We start from the raw sequence: 22,061 nt of genomic DNA on the forward strand, positions 1-22,061 counted from the left end.
GATTTAAAAACCTTCAAATACTCCAAGACCAAATAGGGCATAGTCGTACTTAACGGGATCCGAAGGATCAAGTTTTCGTAAATTTTTATCGAGTTCCTTTAAAGCTTTCGCATCATTTTGTTTTCGCTTTAGTAGGCCTAATTTTCGAGCTACATTACCGGAATGGACATCGAGCGGACAAGAGAGGGAGGCCATTGAAATGGAATCCCAAATTCCAAAATCAACTCCGGTATTATCATTTCTTACCATCCACCTCAAGAACATATTGATTCTTTTTGCAGCCGAATTTTTTGTAGGATCGCTTATGTGTTTTTTACTGCGCTCCAAGTGTTCTATTTCAAAAAAATGAGATTTAAACTCTGAAATGGCTGGCTGTAAGTTTTTTGTTGTTCCATATTTTGAAAAAATAGACTCCAGACCACCGTGATTTAGATAGAGGTGTTGTAACGATTTCACAAATTGAATGCAATCGTAACCATTAAACGTGCGATGCACGAAGGGTAGTAAACGCTCTACATCTGATTCGTGATGATTCATTATAAAATCATATGGTGCATCATCAAAAAGCTGCATAAGTCTTTGAGCATTGTTAATGATACTTTTCCGGTTTCCCCAAGCAATTGTTGCGGTAAAAAACGCCGCTATTTCTATATCTTCTTTTGAAGAGTAACGGTGAGGAACTTTTATAGGGTCACTATCAATAAATGTCCTGTTATTGTACTGCAGAACCTTGGCTTCAAGAAAGTCTTTTAGCGCTTCTTTTTTCAATGCGTCTTTTTTTGTAAAAATAAGGGTTTTGTCTAATTTTTATAAAGTTACATGTGTTAAGAATTCGATAAATTTAATAGTTAGAGATAAGTGCAGAATTGCTTTTCTCTAGATTTTAACTATTAATAAACTGCTATTTTTAGGGGGTTATATGAAGATATTAATAATGATCTTTTCAAGAGTTTTTGGTGCTTGAGTACCGTAAGGGCGCTAAGATTCATATTTTAAAAATGGAGTTCTAGAGGGAAACGCCTAAAATAAACCGTCATACTTTAACACTCTAAATACAGAAATATTATTTCTAACTAAACCATGCAAACGCTGGTTATTCAATAAGTTCTTTGGTTACAATTTTGCCATCAACCATGGTAAGCTTCCGATCGGCCATATTTGCTAAATCTTCATTATGTGTAACGATCACGAAGGTCTGACCAAATTCATCACGAAGCTTGAAGAATAAATGATGCAAATTTTCAGCAGATTCACTATCGAGGTTCCCAGAAGGTTCATCGGCAAAAATAAAATCGGGATTATTAATAAGGGCTCGTGCCACGGCAACACGTTGTTGTTCGCCACCGGATAAAGCATTTGGTTTATGCTCGTAACGTGCTGAAAGACCTAAAAAATCTAGTAGTTCTTTTGCTCTTTTTTCAGCATCAGATTTTTTAGTACCCTTAATATATGCCGGTAAACACACATTTTCTAAAGCTGTGAATTCTGGAAGTAATTGGTGAAACTGAAAAATAAAACCGATATGTTGATTTCTAAAATTAGCCAAAGCTTTATCACCAAGTGTTTGAATATCGGTATCATTAATTTTTAGCTGAAAATCCTTTGAATGTGAAGCTTTGTCTAGGGTGCCTAATATTTGAAGCAGGGTTGTTTTACCGGCTCCTGAAGCTCCTACGATAGATACTATTTCTCCCTTTTTTACGTTGATGTCAACGCCTTTTAAAACTTCTAAATCACCGTAATGTTTGTGAATGTCCTTCGCTTGAATCATAGGATTTTAATAAAGCGTGAATTTAATACTTTAGAACTTTATGGGCAATTAAGATTTGTTTTTATTGTCGAGAACTTGTTTAAAGGTTATCTTTAAGGTCGAATTAGGTAAGGTATTGTTAAGATACACTACTAATAGATAAATTGAATTTTTTATGACTAAATCCTGGGATGTTGCCACCTTTGCTGGCGGCTGTTTTTGGTGTACTGAGGCTGTATTCGAGCGATTAGAAGGTGTTCAAAAAGTAGTTTCCGGCTATACAGGTGGACAAATTAAAAACCCTAGTTACCGAGAAATATGTACGGGGAGAACCGGACATGCCGAAGCCGTTCAAATCGTATATGATCCAAATATTATTGATTATACAGAATTAATGGAGATTTTTTTTGCTACGCATGACCCAACGACCTTGAATCGTCAAGGAAATGATGTGGGTACACAATACCGATCCGCTATTTTTTATTCTGATGATCGTCAAAAAGAGGCAGCTGAAAAATTTATTGAATTATTAAATAAAGAACAGGTTTTTGAAGCACCTATTGTTACGGAAATTGTAGCTTTAGATATATTTTATGAAGCCGAAGACGTTCATCAAAATTACTACGATAATAATCGCTCACAACCCTATTGTCAGTATATTATCAACCCGAAAATCAAAAAATTAAAAACCTATTACGCCAAAAAACTAAAACAATAAACCTATTATGCCGTATAAAAGTTTTGAAGAATACAATATGCAGGTAACCGACGATGTAAAAAATCGTTACAAGAATATAATTTCCGATCTGGGTGAAGATCCGTATCGAGAAGGCTTACTTAAAACTCCCGAGCGGGCCGCTAAAGCTATGCAATTTTTAACGCAGGGCTATCATCAGGATCCTGAAGAGATTTTGAGAAGTGCTATGTTCAAAGAATCTTATGATGAAATGGTTATTGTGAAAGATATCGAAGTCTATTCGCTCTGCGAACACCATATTTTACCCTTTTTTGGGAAGGCTCACATTGCTTATATTCCCAATGGATATATTGTGGGATTGAGTAAATTACCTAGGATTGTTGATGTATTTGCCCGACGTTTACAGGTTCAGGAACGCCTTACAGAACAAATCCTGGATTGTATCAATAATACGCTTAAACCACAGGGCGTTGCGGTTGTTATCGAGGCGGCACATATGTGTATGATGATGCGTGGTGTTCAAAAACAAAACTCGATCACGACAACCTCCGGATTTCGGGGACAGTTTGAAAAAATCGAAACACGTAATGAGTTTTTAAAATTGATAGCGCCGAATAGATAGTTTGATATGAAAATCAACCGCTACAAAAAATTAGTTTTATGTATTCTTTTGGATGCTGTAGGTTACGTTTCTTTTATCATTCCTGGTGTTGGTGAGTTTTCCGATGCTGTTTGGGCTCCCATTTCGGCCTGGATCATGATCAAACTCTATAAAGGAACTGCCGGAAAAGTAGCGGGTGTGGTGTCTTTTGTTGAAGAAGCCTTACCTGGGGTGGATGTTATTCCAACCTTCACCATTATGTGGTGTTATACCGAATTTTTTACTGAGGAGAAAAAAGAAAAAAGCCTTTCAAAATGAAAGGCTTTTTAATTTATAACTGATGGGTAAATCTGATATTAATATTACGTACCAAAGTGTTAAATGTCCTGTGACTTGAAGCGCTATAAATGATTAAAATAAACCCTGTTTAATTACGACTCACTCTTTAATAAATCGTTTTAAACCAATTCGTTTAAGCATACGTTTCTCAAAATTCCAGAAAAATTTATGTTGTCCAAAAAGCCATCCGAAACCTACTAACAAGAATTGATAGACTGTGAACAAAATGATCACGTATAAAACCCAATACCCTATATTACCAAGATTTTCGCGCGTAATATTTAAGCTTGCAAGGATGGGTTTGCCGATATAAGAAGAGGTGCTTCCTGTAATGGCGAAAACCAAAATAATCATAAACATCTGCGAGTTTGATGTAATCCCCCAGCGTCTTTTTAATTTTTCCAAAGCTTCTTAATTTGTTTGCAAAAATAACTAAAAGACTTTTAAATTCTAGGTATATATGGGCCTAATTTTTGTTTGTATTTAAGTTGAAAATAAATGAAGTAATTATAAAGTAAATAATTTACTTCGTAACCATAGTCGATCTGCGGATCATAGTTAATTTGCATTTCGTACAAATTGGGATTATATAACATCGGTTGTTGAGCACGTTGGTTCCATTCTGTTACAAAAATTCTATTTCGAATCTCCATATACGTTTGGTTATAAAAACCGCGTGGTCTGGCCGAACCGTAAAGAAACGTATTAAAACCGGGATCGATAATAATGACCTCATATTCTTCTTCCTCATTGACAATCCGGACGGTGTCATTTTGTACAGTGCTTGCTGACCGTTCATCCTGATTTTTTATGGCTGAGGTTTGTGTGCTGTAACACCCGGCTAAAATGAAGCATCCGATAATAGAATATAATATGAATTTCATAGCAATAGAGTTAAAAGGCTCGCCTTAACGAGTCTTATAATTTAAGAAAATAAGCTGAAAAAAGCCCCATGATTTAAATATATTTAACAAAAAAACCCTAACAATTTTGTTAGGGTTTACTAATTATTTTATCGAAATAATTTATCCCAGAATGGAAACGATCTGCGTTGCTAATTCTACGCCAATTCTATCCTGAGCCTCATTTGTGGCAGCACCGGTATGTGGTGTTAAGGATAAACCAGGATTCATTAGTAATTGTATTTCCGGAGAAGGTTCTTTTTCAAAAACATCAAGGGCAGCTCCTGCTACTTTTCCAGATTCAATGGCCTTTACCAAAGCTACTTCATTTACAACGCCTCCACGAGCCGCATTAGCAATGAACACACCATCCTTCATTATTTCGAATTCTTTGGTGTCAATCACATAATCCTTTTGTGCAGGTACGTGAAGAGAAATAAAGTCGGATTGCTTTAAAACCTCTTCTTTGCTGATCGTTTTAATATCGAAATGTACTTTCTGTCCATCAAAGAATTCAAGATCCAAAGAAGCTTCATCTAAAAAGGGATCAAAAGCGACCACTTTCATTCCGGCTCCTAAAGCTACTTTTGCAGTGGCCTGACCAATTCTTCCAAACCCAAGGATACCGATCGTTTTTCCTTTTAATTCTATGCCTTTAGCATAGGCTTTTTTTAAGACTTTGAACTTACTATCACCTTCCAAAGGCATTTCTCTGTTAGCATGGTGTAAAAAACGGGCTAAGCTGTAAAAATGTCCGAATACCAATTCGGCAACAGAATGCGAGGATGCAGCAGGGGTATTAATGACTTTTACTCCTTTTTCCCGGGCGTATTCAACATCAATATTATCCATTCCAACACCACCACGACCGATAATCTTTAAGTTAGGACAAGCATCAATGATATCTTTACGAACTTTGGTTGCACTGCGCACTAAAAGCACGGCGATATCATTTTCGTTGATATAATTAATTAATTGCTCCTGAGCTACAGTGGTCGTTATAACTTCGTAACCTGCCTTTTCCAATGCTTCTATTCCACTTTGTGAAATACCATCATTTGCTAATACTTTCATCTTTTAAGTGTGTTACCTAATTTTCCGGCAACCTATTTTTTGTGATTATTAAATCGTTTTATTTATTATCCTTTTCGTTCCAATTCGCTCATCACCTCTACAACAACTTTAACGCTGTCTAAAGGCAAGGCGTTGTACATGGATGCTCTATAGCCGCCAACACTACGGTGACCATTTAGGCCATTAACTCCAGCCTCTTTTAACATGGTTTCGAACGTTTCTTTTAGATTTTCGTTTTCTAAGGTGAATGTGGCATTCATGGTCGAGCGGTCTTCTTTTGCCGCAAAGCCTTTGAATAAAGGGTTAAGGTCAATCTCAGAATACATTAAGGATGCTTTCTTGTCGTTTTCCTTTTCGATGGCAGCAATACCACCTTTTTCTTTCAGCCACTCTAGGGTTAACATGGAGGTGTAAACGGCAAATACTGGTGGGGTATTATACATACTGCCCTTGCTGATGTGTAATTTATAGTCCATCATAGCTGGGATTTTACGAGTCACTTTTCCTAAAATATCTTCTTTTATAACAACCAGTGTCGTTCCTGCGGGACCCATATTTTTCTGGGCTCCAGCATAGATCAGATCGAATTGAGAAAAATCCAATACACGTGAAAAAATATCACTACTCATATCGCAAACCATAGGAATCGGTGAATTCGGGAAGGATTTCATTTGTGTTCCAAAAATGGTATTGTTAGAAGTACAGTGAAAATAGTCGTAATCTTCTGGAATTTCATAACCTTTCGGGATGTAGTTGAAATTAGCATCTTTTGAAGAGGCTACCTCATAAATATCATCATGAATTCGTGCTTCTTTGATAGCTTTATCGGCCCAGGTTCCCGAGTTCAAATAGGCCGCTCTTTTTTCTAAAAGATTCAATGCAACCATTAAGAACTGCGTACTTGCGCCACCTTGTAAAAACAAAGCTTTATAACCTTTTCCTTCTAAGCCAAGAAGTTCAAGAACTAGGGATCTTGCATTTTCCATAATATCAACAAAAGCTTTACTTCTGTGTGATATTTCGATTAAAGATAAGCCACTGTTATCCAAATCCATTACCGCTTCAGATGCCTTCAATAAAACACTTTGAGGTAAAATACATGGCCCTGCACTAAAGTTATGTTTTTTCATTTTTATGTTTCCCTAATCTTTTTTTTAGAAAGATTTTTTGTGGGTATTTTAATTAGTATTTCGTTATTTTTAAGCGTTTCGCCTGAATTATTTTTCGAAGTAATTTAGGCAAAATTTCAGATGCAAAGTTCCAAATTAATTGGGGAATAGACATTAAAAAATCAATAATTTTTTAGTCAAATTGATAATAAAAATTCAACAGAATCGACACTATCCGCATAATCCCAAAGTTTTGGTTTTTGAGTCTCTCCAAACGGAATTTCTTTGGCATCAAATCCTTTAGAAACCAGGCATTGAATTTTATCTTGATTTTCAACTAAATTCTTTTTTAGTTCTTCAGGGCTTTTGTAGTATTCATAAAACAGAGTAGCTATTGGTGAGGCATAACTTTCGTCTTCTTTTATCATAAAAAAACCGTTTTCCAACATATCAAATTCGCTCATTAAATATACGGCCTTGTTGTAATCGTAGTTGTTGGCGTATTTTTGAATCTCAATAATGGGATTCCAGTGATATATGCCTTTAAAAAACGCATCAAAAGTATAGCCTTCCGGAACAAATATTTTGGACACATTTCTGCAACCCAATCCAAAATATCTAAAAATATCTTCAGAAAGATTTTTCACATCATCATGGGATTCTTCACCCGATAAAATGGCAACAGAGTTTCTGTTTTTTCTGATTATGGCCGGTTTATTTTTAAAGTAGTATTCAAAATAGCGAGCCGTATTATCACTGCCGGTTGCAATAACGGCGTCAAAATTATCTAATTTATCCTGAGTAAATTGAATACGACCTTTAAACTCCGGTTCTACATACTCCAAATATTTTGCGAGGTAGGGCAGGAGGTGTTTATCGTTGGATGATTGCTTGATAAGAACCTTATGGCCAGTTATAAGTACTGATAGGAAATCGTGAAATCCCACTAGAGGGATATTTCCAGCCATAATGATGGCAACCTTTTTTGGTTGATTTTGGCTTATGGTGTAAGGCGCTAACCATTTTTCCAGGTTAATCTCAGTTAGAGCTTCTGTCCAATTTCGTAGAGCAAATTTTATATTTTCAGGGGTAAACCACCCGTTAGCTTCTTCTGCTAGTTTTAGCTGATGCTTAAAACCATCGAAGAACAGATCGTTGCATTCAACATTAGGGGCTTTTTCCTCAATATCATTAGAAAATTGCTTTAAAAATTCTCCTAATTTTACAAAAGCGTTAATTCTTTCAGGTAATGCCATTCTTATTTGGTTATGAATGCTAATGGTTTTATTTTTGTGAGTGCAAATTTAGAAAGAAAATTACGCTATGGCAATTATTATAACAGATGAATGCATTAATTGTGGTGCTTGTGAACCGGAATGTCCGAATACCGCAATTTATGAGGGTGCCGATGATTGGCGCTACAAGGATGGAACGAGTTTAGAAGGAAAGGTTGTTTTAACCAACGGCCATGAAGTAGATGCTGATGAAGCTCAGGAGCCTATTAGTGATGAAGTGTATTATATTGTTCCTGATAAATGTACGGAATGCAAAGGTTTCCATGAGGAACCGCAATGTGCCGCTGTATGTCCTGTAGATTGCTGTGTCCCTGATGAAGATCATGTGGAAAGTGAAGAAGAATTGCTTGCCAAGCAACAGTTCATGCACCCTGATAATTAAATCAGAAATAGTATTAAAAAATAAAAAACTCCGGAGAATATCCGGAGTTTTTTATTTCTAATCTTTAGCTTGAAAAGCTTTCATTTCTTTTGTAGGTTCAATAGTTACCTCATTTTCCCAAAGCGTTTTATCGTATTTACTAAGAACATCCAAAGTTACTTTTTCGTCCTGCTTTATCGCCTTAAATTCAGGTTTCGTAAAGGTTTTTGATGCCGTTATTAAAAGTTCATCTTTGCTCGTGTTATGACCTTCGATCTTAAACTCAAAACCAATTTTATTTCTTTCAGAGCTATTTTCTATGAACTTTAAACTGCGATTCACATAAAAATAGCTGCCTGTTTTACGCTGAATATATTTTGGAAAGTAAATATTGTTCGCATTTTTTTCAAATAAAATCAAACCATCGTTCAAATCCTCTTCATACTTTACACCGAGTAAAAATTTTAAATTGAGTTTACTCCCATGTCGATTTTTGTAATAGGAATACTGCAGTCGGGTTATCGCAAAATCACTGGCATTAACTACCATTTGGCCCTCAAATTTAGCTCTGTGCTTATTGGGTATAAAGCGGATAACGTAGGATACCTGGTTGTTCACGACGCTAATATCCACCAATTGATATTCGTATTCCACGGGGTCCAAAATGGTATTTAAAAAGGACTTATCATAGAACTGGCCACGCCTTAATAAGCGTTGTGTATCGTGCTTTAATTGTTTTACCGATAGTGTATTGGGATTGTCTTCTTTCAGATCATCATTTTTTAATGAGAGTGAGTCTTCAACTTTAAAAATACCAGTTTTAACCTTATATGTCTTGGTTGTATCGAGATAAGTAAGCATGATCTTTTGCGCCTTTTCCTGAATCTGATCAATAGAAAAATCATTTTTAAAATCGATAAGCTTGGTGGCTTTGGCGACCTCCAATTTACTACTGTCCTTGGTATAATTATAAAAATCACCTTTAAAATCGGTAAAGTAAACCATGTCGCTTTCGCGGATCTTATTTGAAAAATTATTAAGATCCTTATTGGCTGAAGCTATATTTTTTTTACTGACGTGACTTGCTTTTTCAATTTCAAAAACGAGATCTTTAAAATCCATCCATTCGCTGTTTCGATGAAAAACTTGATAGGCATTCATGGAATTACTGTAATTATCGGGAATATGTGCTCTAACCTGTGCCAAAATGTCTTCGATACTCGGATATTTATTAGTCACGTAAACTTCATCCAGTTGGTTAATAGCTTCTTCGAGTCGAATTGTATTTTTAGAGTTGTTTATTTGTTCAAGGCTAAGCATTTTTGTTTGATAACCCAAACAGGAGATTGTAATTTCAGGATGAGTAGCGTCAGATAAATTTAAAGTAAAAAAGCCATCGTCGTTAGAGATAACTCCACTGTATGTACCTGTTTTAATAGTAGCGTAGGGGATTGGCTGGCCGGTAACTTTGTCAATAAGCTGGAGGGTTATATTCTGACCTAGTATGGCCTGAGTTCCTAAAAAAAGGGACGCCATTATAAAAAAATATTTCATAGAAGATGGTTTTAATGGTAAAACGATTGGGATAGCCAAATGTTACAGTATTTTATGGATTAAATTAAGAACTTTCTCATAATGTTTTTTGCCTTCAAGAATGCTTTTTTATTGCTACATTTGCACCGCTAAAAACGACTATAAATTATGAAATGCGCCATAGTAGTAAATTGATTTCAATTGAAATTATTTTTGGCGAATGACATCTAACCAATATAAAACAATAAAATTTTAATAGATGAAAGCAGGTATTGTAGGATTACCAAATGTAGGAAAATCAACGTTATTCAATTGTTTGTCTAATGCGAAGGCACAAAGTGCAAATTTTCCGTTCTGTACCATCGAGCCGAATATTGGTGTGGTGAATGTACCTGATCCGCGATTAGAAAAACTAGAGTCTTTGGTACAACCAGAACGCGTTGTTCCTGCTACGGTGGAAATCGTTGATATTGCAGGTTTGGTAAAAGGAGCGAGTAAAGGGGAAGGTCTGGGAAATCAGTTTTTAGCAAATATTCGTGAGACTGATGCGATCCTGCATGTGTTACGTTGCTTTGATAATGATAATATTGTTCATGTTGATGGATCGGTAAATCCGATTCGTGATAAGGAAACCATCGATATGGAACTCCAATTGAAAGATTTGGAAACTGCCGAGAAGAAATTGGATAAAGTGAAGCGTGCTGCTAAAACCGGTAATAAGGATGCCCAAAAAGAGGAGGCCGTATTACTAAAAGTAAAAGCAGGATTAGAATCCGGTATTTCAGTGCGTGCCCTTGAATTTGGGGAAGAGGATTATAATGATTTTGTTAAACCTTCTCAATTTATTACCGATAAACCGGTGATGTATGTTTGTAATGTAGACGAAGGTTCTGCTGTTTCCGGTAATACCTACGTAGAAAAGGTGAAAGCGGCAGTTAACGATGAAAATGCTGAAGTTTTGGTTTTAGCGGTTGGTACCGAAGCCGATATTAATGAGCTGGATGATTACGAGGAACGTCAAATGTTTTTACAAGATATAGGCCTAGATGAACCTGGTTCGGCAAAATTGATTCGCGGGGCTTATAGACTCTTAAATCAGCAAACTTATTTTACCGCGGGCGTTAAAGAAGTTCGTGCCTGGACGGTTGATGTTGGAGCCACTGCACCTCAAGCTGCCGGAGTAATCCATACCGATTTTGAAAAGGGCTTTATCCGTGCAGAAGTGATTGCTTATGATGATTATGTGCATTATGGTAGTGAACTTAAAGTAAAGGAAGCCGGGAAAATGCGTGTGGAAGGCAAGAATTACATTGTTAAGGATGGCGATGTGATGCACTTTTTGTTTAATGTGTAACGTCATTACGAGGAGTGTAGCGACGTGGTAATCTCATGAATAGAATTCCATTTAAAAAGATTGCTTCGCTTTGCTGGCAATGACGTTCTGATTTTTTGTTCGGGTTACAAATGCCTATGTTCGTAGTCATTCAGAAGGAGTGTTACGACTGAAGAATCTCCTCTAATAAGTTAAGATTATTCGCTGGCGTTCTGAATGACATCACATTAAATGTGGAGCAATATACCCGCGTTAGGGATTGTAGCTAGCTACCGTGTAGCGCGGAAAGCCCGACCCCGACGCAGGAGGGGTAACGCCCAAAAAACAGAGTCAATACCTAGGATTAAGGGTTTTCAATTAGAAGGAGGCTAAGACTGAAGAATTTCGTCTAATAAGTTGAGATTCTTCACTATCGCTCTGAATGATAAAAAAATTCCCAATTAAAAGGTTGCTTTACTCGGCATGACGATAAATTTGTTACCGTGGGTTTGAACGACAACATAATATTCTGAATAAGCGTTTAATAATCAATGTTCTCAACAATTTTGACGATTTATTGTTAATTACTTTGTGTGGTGGCTGTTTTATTTTTTATGGTGTTGTGTTATATTAGCGACCTACCTTAAAACCCTATAATTTTAATATGACTACTGAAACTAAATATACCGAAGAAAATATACGCTCACTGGACTGGAAAGAGCATATTCGTATGCGTCCGGGTATGTATATTGGTAAGCTTGGTGATGGTTCGTCGCCGGATGACGGTATATACATTCTTTTAAAGGAGGTTCTGGATAACTCGATTGATGAGTATGTTATGGGCGCCGGTAAAACGATTGAGGTGTCTATTCAAGGCAATAAGGTGATCGTGCGTGATTATGGGCGTGGGATTCCTTTAGGGAAGGTGGTTGATGTGGTTTCGAAAATGAATACGGGTGGAAAGTATGATTCCAAGGCCTTTAAAAAATCTGTTGGGTTAAACGGGGTTGGTACCAAAGCGGTAAATGCCTTATCAAATTATTTTAGAGTAGAATCCACACGAGATGGGAAGTCCGCTTCCGCGGAATTTGAATACGGTAACTTAATAGATGAAGAACTTTTAGTTGATACCTCGCGGAGAAAAGGAACTAAAGTGTCCTTTGTTCCTGATGAAACCATCTTTAAGAACTATAAATACAGAAGTGAGTACATCGTTAAAATGCTGAAGAACTATGTCTATCTGAATCCTGGATTGACCATAGTTTTTAACGGTGAAAAATATTATAGTGAAAATGGATTGAAGGATCTGTTACGTGAAAACATCAATGATTCTGACCTTTTATACCCGATTATTCATTTGCGCGGTGATGATATAGAAGTGGCTTTAACTCACAGTAAAACGCAGTATAGTGAAGAATACCATTCCTTTGTTAATGGACAGAACACCACCCAAGGTGGGACGCATTTAAATGCATTCCGTGAAGCTTTGGTAAAAACGATTCGCGAATTTTACGGTAAAAATTACGACGCTTCTGATGTTCGGAAATCAGTGGTTAGCGCCATTTCCATTAAAGTGATGGAGCCTGTTTTTGAAAGTCAGACCAAAACCAAATTAGGGTCTACCGATATGGGTGGAGAATACCCGACCGTACGGACTTACATAAACGATTTCTTAAAGACCAATCTGGATAATTATTTACATAAAAATCCGGAAGCAGCTGAAAAAATTCAGCGCAAGATCATGCAGGCAGAGCGCGAGCGTAAGGAATTATCGGGAATTCGAAAATTGGCTAAGGATCGGGCTAAAAAAGCGAGTCTGCACAATAAAAAATTACGCGATTGCCGTATCCATTTTGGGGATACCAAAAATGAACGGAATCTGGAAACCACCTTGTTTATTACAGAGGGGGATTCCGCTTCAGGAAGTATCACGAAATCACGAGACGTGAATACTCAGGCGGTTTTTAGTTTAAAAGGAAAACCTTTGAACTGTTATGGCTTGACCAAAAAGATTGTATACGAAAATGAGGAATTCAACCTGTTGCAAGCAGCATTGAATATTGAAGAATCACTGGAAGACCTGCGGTATAATAATGTGGTGATTGCGACTGATGCCGATGTGGACGGTATGCATATTCGACTGCTATTGATTACTTTCTTTTTGCAGTTTTTTCCGGAAGTGATCAAAGAAGGGCATCTATATATTTTGCAAACGCCATTATTCCGTGTTCGAAACAAAAAAGAAACCATCTATTGTTATTCTGATGAAGAGCGCAGAGCTGCTATAGAGAAATTAAAGCCAAAACCTGAGATCACCCGTTTCAAAGGACTTGGTGAGATTTCTCCAGATGAATTCAAACACTTCATTGGTGATGATATACGCTTAGATCCTGTGATGCTCGACGATAACATGTCGATCGAGAAGTTGCTGGAATTTTATATGGGAAAAAACACCCCCACACGGCAGGAATTTATAATAGACAATTTAAAAGTAGAGTTAGATATAATTGAAGACGAGAAAGTGTCCTAATCCATGATTGACGAAGAAAACGACGATTTAAATAACCATCCTGAAGAAGAGTCACAAGAAACGATAACTCGTGTTACCGGGATGTATAAGGACTGGTTTTTAGACTATGCCTCTTACGTAATTTTAGAGCGTGCTGTGCCTGCGATTGAAGACGGTTTTAAACCTGTTCAACGACGTATCATGCACTCTATGAAAGATCTTGATGACGGGCGTTATAATAAAGTTGCCAATATTGTGGGCCACACGATGCAATATCACCCGCATGGTGATGCCAGTATCGCGGATGCCATGGTACAAATTGGCCAGAAGGATTTATTGATCGATACGCAGGGGAACTGGGGAAATATTCTAACAGGAGATAGTGCTGCCGCCTCTCGTTATATAGAAGCGCGATTATCGAAATTTGCCTTGGATGTGGTTTTTAATCCGAAGATTACAGAATGGCAGGCGAGTTATGATGGTCGCCGAAAAGAACCCGTAAATCTTCCGGTAATGTTCCCGCTTTTGCTAGCTCAAGGAGGTGAGGGAATTGCTGTTGGATTATCAACAAAAATATTACCGCACAATTTTATTGAACTTATTGATGCCTCTGTAAAGCATTTGCAGGGTAAACGTTTCAGTTTAGTTCCGGACTTCCCAACTGGTGGTGAAGCTGATTTTTCGAATTATAATGATGGTTTGCGTGGCGGACGTGTACGAGTTCGTGCCAAGATATCTCAGATGGATAAAAACACTCTGGTAATTACCGAAGTGCCTTTTGGAACAACCACTTCAACATTAATAGATTCGATACTTAAGGCCAACGACAAAGGGAAGATCAAGATTAAAAAAATTGAAGATAACACAGCAGCTGAGGTAGAGATTTTAGTGCATTTACCATCGGGTTTATCCCCGGATAAAACGATTGATGCTCTGTATGCTTTTACGAGTTGTGAAACGTCTATTTCACCATTAGGCTGCGTTATTGAAGATAATAAACCACTCTTTGTGGGCGTGACAGAAATGTTACGTCGTTCTACAGACAATACTGTTGATCTTCTTAAACAGGAACTGGAAATTAAATTAGGCGAGTTTGAGGAACAATGGCATTTTGCTTCGTTGGAACGTATTTTTATTGAGAATCGTGTGTATCGTGATATTGAGGAAGAGGAGACCTGGGAAGGTGTTATTGCTGCTATTGATACAGGCTTAAAACCTCATATCAAACATTTAAAGCGTGCAATTACAGAGGAAGATATTGTGCGACTTACCGAAATTCGAATCAAACGGATATCAAAATTTGATATTGATAAGGCACAGCAAAAAATAGATGCTTTAGAAGCTCAAATTGCAGAGATGAAGCATCATTTGGAACATCTTATCGATTATGCTATTGCATACTTCAAGCGTCTTAAAAAGGAATATGGGGCGGGACGAGAGCGAAAAACCGAGATTAAAATATTTGATGATGTTGATGCGACCAAAGTAGTTATCCGAAACACGAAATTGTATGTAAATCGTGAGGAAGGTTTTATAGGAACATCGCTTAAACGTGATGAATATGTTTGCGATTGTAGTGATATTGACGATATTATTGTATTTACCCAAGATGGTAAAATGATGGTAACGAAAGTAGATTCTAAAACCTTTGTAGGCAAGGATATTATATACGTAGCGGTCTTTAAGAAAAAGGACAAACGCACCATTTACAATATGATCTATCGTGATGGAAAAAGCGGACCAGCATATATTAAACGATTTGCCGTGACTAGTATGACTCGTGACAGGGAGTACGACCTGACCAATGGTTCAAAAAATTCCAAGGTTCTTTATTTTTCTGCCAATCCTAATGGTGAAGCTGAAGTTGTAACCATTCATTTAAGACAAGCCGGCAGTATTAAAAAATTAAAATGGGATATTGATTTTGCAGACATTATTATCAAAGGACGTTCCTCAAAAGGAAACCTGGTAACCAAATATTCAGTTAAACGAATTGAACTCAAAGAGAAGGGTGTTTCTACTTTAAAACCTCGTAAAATTTGGTTCGATGATACCGTAGAACGTCTAAATGTAGATGGTAGAGGTGAATTGGTTGGTGAGTTCCGTGGGGAGGATCGCATTCTGATTATTAAACAGAACGGTTTGGTTAAAACGATTATCCCTGAGCTAACAACACACTTTGATAGTGATATGATCGTCATGGAAAAATGGATTCCAAAAAAACCGATCTCTGCCGTATATTATAATGGTGAGAAGGAGTTGTATTATGTTAAGCGCTTTTTAATTGAAAATGAGGGTAAAGAGGAATCCTTTATATCAGATCATCCGGACTCTCAGCTAGAAGTAGTTTCAACGGATTGGCGCCCGGTAGCAGAAGTAGTTTTTGCGAAAGAACGCGGAAAAGACCGAAAGGACAACCTTGAAGTCAGTCTGGAAGATTTTATTTCTGTAAAAGGAATTACAGCATTAGGTAATCAGTTAACGAAAGACAAGGTCAATCAAATTAATTTATTAGATCCTTTACCTTACGAAGCACCAGAAGAAGTGCATGCTGATGATTTAGAAGTTTTTGATGAGGAAGACCTATCAGCTTCAAATCAAGAAAGTTCTGAGTCGGGTGGTAAATCACAAAAGACTTTATTCGATGATGATGATTAAATTCTTTTGCTAGTTTTAGTGTGTTCTATTTAAGTTTTTTTATGAGGATCGTTCTAACTGACGTTGAATTTTCCGAATAGCTGTCTCGATGGATTCCTCGGGTTCGATAATATTATATTCCCCCCAAAATCGTGGGTCTGAAAATCCGGAGGCCTTGTCAACGAGCACTGTTGAAGGGCGTATGATGTTCTGATTGTTCTTTACACTAGCATTCTCGTCTAGCTGCCAATCGGTTATAGCCATTTCGCTATCTAAGGTGTAAACACTATTAAATAATTTACCTTTCCAATCTACTTTAAACGTTAATTGAATATTAGTATAAGCCATTTGCCACAAGCCATCTTTCTTGCGGTAATTAACAATATAACGGGCTTCCGTCGGATAAACATCAACACGAGTTGGTTTTTTCCGCACAAACATCCTACTGGTTAATTCCTTATTTTCAACATTTAGGCGATAATCCGCTTTGATTAAGGCTAAGGAATTAGCATCGATGTACAATTTCCCATAATATAAGGGCATAACTACTTCTGGTTTTTGTTTAAAATTCACAACGTATACTGGTGTATCATTAATTTGGGTAGCCTTACCAAAACTAAAATCGTAAAAAGGAATATCGTCATGGGAAAAAACATAATCCGGATATCTTACGATGTCCGTATAAAGATTACTGAATGGACCTCCTTGTAATTTTAAAGCAATGGTATCTAATCTGGAATAATCTGTATTTTTTCTCGCCCTTATCAGCTCAATACCATCCCGCCTGAGTGCGTTATTAGGACGTTTGTGAATTTGAATTACAGCTTCTGTTAAAGAGGCATTGCGACGACGTTTCTTTATGGTTTCACGATAAAAGGCAGTTAATACAGCACTCTCATTGGAGAATAATTTGTTTCTATTCTTCATCATAGCCTCAAACAAGGATTTGGCATCCTTAAAAGAAGCTATTTTGATTTCGGCAAGCTGCGTAATAGCTGGACTTAAAGCGATGGTCATGTTGTCTGTTAGGTCAGCTATAGATAGCTCTTGTTCTAGATATCCCAGTCGGGATACAACGAGGTAGTCGTTGAGTTGTGTGTTTGGTATTTTCAAAATAAATTCACCATCGGCATTTGTAACTGTGCTTATATTAGACCCTTTAACAGCAAGATCTGTTAACATAAGAGGGTCCTTGGTATTTAGGTCTATAACAATACCTTTGATTTCCTTAAAAGATTGGGTTTCCTGAGCTTTTGACTCTAAAAAACTACCAAAAAGCAAGCCTACTATAGGGATTAATTGTAGTATTAAATTCTTTTTCATAATGTTTATTGCAATAGGATTTTTTACTTTATTAAAGTACGAAAATCTGATCAATTAACTTTAAAATTTATGTTAATTTAGAGGGGTTTTAAGGTGCTTATTATCACTCGTTTTTATGTTAGAGTTCTGATGGGTAGAAATTTTAACGACATCAAGGGTTTTATTAACTTCAATCTCAACTGTTTATTAAAACATTTAATGAAAAGTGTATTTCATTCCTGAATAGAAATTTAAATAAAAACATATTGAAATGTTTGAAAATAAATCGTTTACATGTTGAAAAGTTTATGATTTTTTAAATAATATTTTTCTATTAATTACCTATCTTTCGGCTACCAAATCTATTATATTAATTTAATCCATAATTATTGTTATGAAAATCCCTACACCCTACATTTATCTATTATTTATTATTCTTTTTAGCGTTTCCTGTTCTAAGGATAATGCTACAGAAAATCCAGATTATCCCGAAGGAATTAATTTGAATCCGGATGCACTGCAACCAGTTGTTCATGAAGATCTAGTTCAATTTACACCAGAACAAGCCGATTGGTCTACTTTTTATTCTAAACCTATTGAAGAAGGCTTTTTAACCCACGACCCTGACGGTTGGACGTCAGATAGGGTAGAAGCACTAAAAAATGCAACCTGGGATGGAACCATTTATGACCCAACAAAGATGTCTAAAAAAGAATTTTATGATTGTATTTGTCCAAATCCTGATGTTGTTAGAGGTATCAGAGAAGTTTTTTATGAAACTAAACCCTTCAAAGATAATGCTAACCCGACAAAAGCAGAAGTTGATGAATGGCACAGAATTTCTATCAGACACTTACGAAATCTGGTAGGTTATGATTATCCTATTAAAAAAGACAGTACCATGTTCATTCGCTCCCTGTGGAGTCAGCAAAGAAAATTTTCAACCATATGGGATGAAAAATATGGAACTCCCGGAGAAACTAAAAGTGGAATTCATTTTGGTGGCGGATTTATTCCGGATGCAGAAGATCAATTACCTTATTTAGATGAAGGCGCTGAACTGATTCAAAATAAGGGGAGTCAAGCTGAAGGTGTTTTTGTTCGACCAAGAGCACATATTCCCTGGTCAGTTAAATGGATAAGACCTTTTTGTTTTTCACTTGAAAGAGAGGGTTTTTGGGGTGGCCATTTAGGCCCTTTTTGGAGAAGAGAAAAATTTGGATTTAGCTTTTGGGATCTCAGAGGTGAGGAGAAAAACAAAAGTTATGCTAATTTAAGAGCAAAATGGTCCGGAGAATTATACCCTCATTTATATGAAAAGCCAAATTAGAATTGGTTTTGGACTATTTAATTTTTGAGGTATTTTAATGAAATAATTTTTATTTTATTTCACTAAGTTCGAAATTAAAATGATCCTTTTACGAGGATGCTTATGATGACTTTCACATGCTATTTTAAGTGAAAATTCATAAGTATAAATCAATAATTTTTAACAGAAAAACCTGTAGGTGCGTCATTATTAAAGACGTGACTATAGGTTTTCCTGATTATATCAGTTTGCTATTTTCTTAATTAAATAAAACGGGATTTAAAAGCTAAATCTCTTAACGTTATTTTTAGGATTAAAAAATTTAATTAGCCGTATATTTACATGATTTTTTAACACGCTATGCAAACAGAATACATATCTTTTGAAAAAACGGGCTATTTTTCTTCTTTAATAACAGATTACCTTAATAAAGATCCCAAATTAAATCCATTCTACAATCGGTATCCAGACCTAGATGCGTTTCAAGATCAAATCAAAGATAAAACCAAATCATTTTCGAATGATAATCGATCCGTTTTGGTAAAGGCGCTCAAAGATCAGTATGCTAATTTGGAAGTTTCAGAAGAAACAATAAATAATATTGAGGCTTTAAAAGTTTCAAATACATTAACAGTTACTACTGGACATCAATTAAATTTATTTACCGGGCCATTATATTTTCTGTACAAAATCGTTTCAACTATCAATTTGTCCAAAGTTTTACAGGATAAATATCCTGAAAATCAATTCGTGCCTGTCTATTGGATGGCTACTGAGGATCATGATTTCGATGAAATCAATTTTTTCAATTTTGAAGGAAAAAAAATACAGTGGTCTAAAGATTCAAAAGGTGCTGTAGGCGAACTTAATACTACTGGATTAGATGAGGTGTTTAGAATAGTCTCGAAGGCCTTTGGAGACAGTTTTGTGGCTCAGGATCTTAAAAAATTATTTGAATCTGCTTATTTAAAACATGATAACCTAGCTGACGCTACACGGTATTTGGCTAATGCTTTGTTCAAGGATTTAGGGTTAGTCATTATTGATGCTAATGATCAAGACCTCAAAAGGCTTTTTATACCTTATTTACAGGAGGAGTTGTTGGAACGAACCTCCTACCAAAAAGTTATGGAAACCAATGCAGGTTTGGAGAAACATTACGGTTTGCAGGTAAATCCCAGAGAAATTAATTTGTTCTATCTCCTGGAAGGCTTGCGGGAACGTATTGTTTACAACAATGCTGTCTACAAAGTTTTAAACACAGATATTATTTGGTCTGAAGAAGCGCTTTTAAAAGAATTGGAACAACATCCTGAACGCTTTTCACCTAATGTGATCATGAGGCCTTTGTATCAAGAGGTTATTCTTCCTAATTTATGTTACATTGGTGGTGGCGGTGAACTGGCCTATTGGTTACAATTAAAGGGTTTTTTTGAACATGTTAAGATTCCTTATCCAATATTGCTGTTGCGAAATTCGGTTTTAATTCAAACTAAAAAGCAAAAGGAGAAACTAGAGAAGCTCAATGTAACAACTGAAGCCTTATTTCAAGATCAGGAAGAATTGATCAATAAAAAAGTTGAAGAACTTTCGGAAATCGATATTGACTTCAGTCCTCAAAAAGAATATTTAAAAGAGCAGTTCAAAGACCTTTATAAACTTGCGGAACAAACAGATAAATCCTTTATCGGTGCTGTAAAAGCTCAGGAAGTAAAACAGATCAATGGTTTGAAAAATCTTGAAAAACGTTTGCTTCGTGCTCAAAAGCGTAAACTTTCAGATGAGGTGGAGCGATTAACGAAACTTCAAAACGCTTTATTTCCGAATAAGGGACTTCAGGAACGAAATACTAATTTCTCGGAATTTTATCTGGTTTATGGTGATACTTTAATACCAAATTTATTGGATACCTTAGATCCGCTTAGTGGCGAATTTTTAATTTTAACTCTTTAAGTTATGCACAAAATTGATATGGATTTGGTGGAAATGACCATGGATGTTATGAAATATGTCATTGATCGTATTTCCAATACTAAAACCACCATCAACAAACCGAAAAAAGCTGAAGAGCTAAAAGCGCTCGTTGGAGAAACGATAACCAAGTCAGGAATTGGAGGGGAAAAAGCCTTTGAGCTCTGGAAAGAACACTTAACAAAATCAAATGTGCCAATTGATCACCCAAGGCATTTAGCCTTTGTGCCAGCATCACCTACACGTGCCGCCATAATGTTCGATTTGGTAACTTCGGCTTCTAGTATTCATGGGGCCTATTGGATGGAAGGCGCCGGAGGTATTTTTTGTGAAAATGAAGCGATGCACTGGATTGTGTCGCTTACAGGTTTGCCTGAAGGTGCTTTTGGCGTTTTTACCAGCGGAGGAACAGCGGCGAACTTGTCTGCAATTGTTACGGCCAGAGAGTATTGGCGTGGTTTAGATACTGCTAACGAAAATAAAAAAGGACTGGTAATTACTTCAATTGGAGCACATTCCTCCATTAAGGCCATGGCGAAAGTGGCTGATGTAGATATTTTATTAGTCGATACAGAAGATGTTATGACGGCTGATGCTTTAAATGACGTTATTAGTGGCCTGTCAGCTTCCCAACGAAAAAGACTATTTGCTGTGGTAGCTACAGGAGGAACCACAAACGCCGGGATAATTGATGATTTAAATGGCATAGGAACACTTTGTGAAAAAGAACATTTGTGGTTTCATGTAGATGCAGCTTATGGCGGTGGTGCTTTGGTTGCTGACTCTGTGAGGCATTTATTTAATGGTATTGAAAAGGCCGACAGTATTACGATCGATCCGCATAAATGGATGTTCTCGCCTTACGACTGTGGTGCAGTAATATACAAAAAGCCTGAATTGGCTAAACAGGCGCATTCACAAGAAGGTTCTTATTTGGATATCTTTAAAGACGAAGGGGCGCATGGTTTCAACCCAACCGATTATCAAATACAACTTACCCGTAGGGTTCGTGGTTTACCCTTATGGTTTTCTTTGGCCATGCATGGTACCGATCGGTATAAACAGGCCATTGAACGTGGTATAGAACTGGCTAATATAGCAGGTGAAATGATAACTAAAATGGATCATGTAGAATTGGTTCGGGAACCGAGTTTATCCTGTGTGGTTTACCGGCGTAAAGATTGGACTCCTGATGATTATATGCAATGGACTTATCGAAATCACGAATCAGGCTTCGCTCTGGTAACGCCAACGAAATGGAAAACAGGGAATAGCTATGAAACGGTTTCGCGGTTTTGTTTTATTAATCCGGACACTACCGAGGATGATATAGAACAGATTTTAAAATCCATGATTTGAT

19 protein-coding genes are annotated in these 22,061 nt (G+C 36.6%); 10 read left to right on the forward strand and 9 right to left on the reverse strand.

What is annotated here, in order from left to right:
- Positions 1-3 precede the first annotated feature (3 nt).
- A complete protein-coding gene (locus tag V8G61_RS11510) occupies positions 4-768 on the reverse strand; it encodes a TIGR02757 family protein (protein WP_394875857.1) in 765 nt (254 codons plus the stop codon).
- Between the two features lie 325 nt (positions 769-1,093).
- Positions 1,094-1,771: an ABC transporter ATP-binding protein gene (locus tag V8G61_RS11515; RefSeq protein WP_394875858.1), complete on the reverse strand. Its 678-nt coding sequence runs from the start codon at positions 1,769-1,771 to the stop codon at positions 1,094-1,096.
- Positions 1,772-1,925: 154 nt separating this feature from the next.
- Here V8G61_RS11515 and msrA point away from each other — a divergent pair, with 154 nt between their 5' ends.
- From msrA to V8G61_RS11530, 3 genes are read left to right on the forward strand one after another with little or no spacing between them, the layout of a single operon-like run.
- Positions 1,926-2,468 carry a peptide-methionine (S)-S-oxide reductase MsrA gene (gene msrA, locus V8G61_RS11520; protein WP_394875860.1) on the forward strand — a complete coding sequence of 181 codons (543 nt, stop codon included), beginning with the start codon at positions 1,926-1,928 and terminating at the stop codon, positions 2,466-2,468.
- A 7-nt stretch (positions 2,469-2,475) separates the two neighbouring features.
- Complete coding sequence (gene folE / locus V8G61_RS11525) at positions 2,476-3,069, forward strand: GTP cyclohydrolase I FolE (protein ID WP_394875862.1); 594 nt, start codon at positions 2,476-2,478, stop codon at positions 3,067-3,069.
- Positions 3,070-3,075: 6 nt separating this feature from the next.
- A complete protein-coding gene (locus V8G61_RS11530; protein WP_394875863.1) occupies positions 3,076-3,366 on the forward strand; it encodes a hypothetical protein in 291 nt (96 codons plus the stop codon).
- 120 nt (positions 3,367-3,486) lie between these two features.
- Here V8G61_RS11530 and V8G61_RS11535 read toward each other — a convergent pair whose 3' ends face one another.
- From V8G61_RS11535 to V8G61_RS11555, 5 genes are all read right to left on the reverse strand, one after another.
- Positions 3,487-3,792, reverse strand: a complete 306-nt coding sequence (locus V8G61_RS11535; RefSeq protein WP_394875864.1) for a DUF6787 family protein — start codon at positions 3,790-3,792, stop codon at positions 3,487-3,489.
- Positions 3,793-3,830: 38 nt separating this feature from the next.
- Positions 3,831-4,271 (reverse strand): DUF6146 family protein, encoded by a 441-nt coding sequence (locus tag V8G61_RS11540; RefSeq protein WP_394875866.1) that lies wholly within the window; start codon positions 4,269-4,271, stop codon positions 3,831-3,833.
- 141 nt (positions 4,272-4,412) lie between these two features.
- On the reverse strand, positions 4,413-5,363 hold the full coding sequence (locus V8G61_RS11545) for a D-2-hydroxyacid dehydrogenase (protein ID WP_394875867.1): 951 nt from the start codon (positions 5,361-5,363) through the stop codon (positions 4,413-4,415).
- Between the two features lie 65 nt (positions 5,364-5,428).
- Positions 5,429-6,493, reverse strand: coding sequence for a 3-phosphoserine/phosphohydroxythreonine transaminase (serC, locus tag V8G61_RS11550; RefSeq protein WP_394875868.1), 1,065 nt, complete (start codon positions 6,491-6,493; stop codon positions 5,429-5,431).
- A gap of 176 nt (positions 6,494-6,669) precedes the next feature.
- Positions 6,670-7,728, reverse strand: coding sequence for an acyl-CoA reductase (locus V8G61_RS11555; RefSeq protein ID WP_394875869.1), 1,059 nt, complete (start codon positions 7,726-7,728; stop codon positions 6,670-6,672).
- 67 nt (positions 7,729-7,795) lie between these two features.
- Between V8G61_RS11555 and V8G61_RS11560 the strand changes: the two genes are divergently transcribed.
- Entirely contained in the window at positions 7,796-8,149 is a 354-nt protein-coding gene (locus V8G61_RS11560; protein WP_394875870.1) for a 4Fe-4S dicluster domain-containing protein, read from the forward strand.
- A 57-nt stretch (positions 8,150-8,206) separates the two neighbouring features.
- On the opposite strand, the gene V8G61_RS11565 is transcribed toward V8G61_RS11560, so the two are convergent.
- Positions 8,207-9,682, reverse strand: coding sequence for a carboxypeptidase-like regulatory domain-containing protein (locus V8G61_RS11565; RefSeq protein WP_394875871.1), 1,476 nt, complete (start codon positions 9,680-9,682; stop codon positions 8,207-8,209).
- A 238-nt stretch (positions 9,683-9,920) separates the two neighbouring features.
- Here V8G61_RS11565 and ychF point away from each other — a divergent pair, with 238 nt between their 5' ends.
- The 3 genes from ychF (at position 9,921) to V8G61_RS11580 (ending at position 16,140) form a co-directional block, all read left to right on the forward strand.
- Positions 9,921-11,015: a redox-regulated ATPase YchF gene (ychF, locus tag V8G61_RS11570; RefSeq protein WP_394875872.1), complete on the forward strand. Its 1,095-nt coding sequence runs from the start codon at positions 9,921-9,923 to the stop codon at positions 11,013-11,015.
- Positions 11,016-11,637: 622 nt separating this feature from the next.
- The gene (locus V8G61_RS11575) at positions 11,638-13,503 is read left to right on the forward strand and encodes a DNA topoisomerase IV subunit B (protein WP_394875873.1); all 1,866 of its coding nucleotides are present in this window, start codon (positions 11,638-11,640) and stop codon (positions 13,501-13,503) included.
- Positions 13,504-13,506: 3 nt separating this feature from the next.
- On the forward strand, positions 13,507-16,140 hold the full coding sequence (locus V8G61_RS11580; RefSeq protein WP_394875874.1) for a DNA gyrase/topoisomerase IV subunit A: 2,634 nt from the start codon (positions 13,507-13,509) through the stop codon (positions 16,138-16,140).
- A gap of 39 nt (positions 16,141-16,179) precedes the next feature.
- Here V8G61_RS11580 and V8G61_RS11585 read toward each other — a convergent pair whose 3' ends face one another.
- A complete protein-coding gene (locus V8G61_RS11585) occupies positions 16,180-17,442 on the reverse strand; it encodes a carboxypeptidase-like regulatory domain-containing protein (RefSeq protein ID WP_394875875.1) in 1,263 nt (420 codons plus the stop codon).
- 373 nt (positions 17,443-17,815) lie between these two features.
- On the opposite strand from V8G61_RS11585, the gene V8G61_RS11590 reads away from it, so the two are divergent.
- The 3 genes from V8G61_RS11590 (at position 17,816) to V8G61_RS11600 (ending at position 22,060) form a co-directional block, all read left to right on the forward strand.
- Positions 17,816-18,751 carry a hypothetical protein gene (locus tag V8G61_RS11590; RefSeq protein ID WP_394875877.1) on the forward strand — a complete coding sequence of 312 codons (936 nt, stop codon included), beginning with the start codon at positions 17,816-17,818 and terminating at the stop codon, positions 18,749-18,751.
- Positions 18,752-19,090: 339 nt separating this feature from the next.
- The gene (gene bshC / locus V8G61_RS11595; protein ID WP_394875879.1) at positions 19,091-20,683 is read left to right on the forward strand and encodes a bacillithiol biosynthesis cysteine-adding enzyme BshC; all 1,593 of its coding nucleotides are present in this window, start codon (positions 19,091-19,093) and stop codon (positions 20,681-20,683) included.
- A gap of 3 nt (positions 20,684-20,686) precedes the next feature.
- On the forward strand, positions 20,687-22,060 hold the full coding sequence (locus V8G61_RS11600) for a pyridoxal phosphate-dependent decarboxylase family protein (protein ID WP_394875880.1): 1,374 nt from the start codon (positions 20,687-20,689) through the stop codon (positions 22,058-22,060).
- The last annotated feature ends 1 nt before the right edge of the window (position 22,061 follow it).

The sequence above is a fragment of the Gaetbulibacter sp. M240 genome (assembly GCF_043876815.1).
Taxonomy (GTDB): domain Bacteria; phylum Bacteroidota; class Bacteroidia; order Flavobacteriales; family Flavobacteriaceae; genus Gaetbulibacter_A.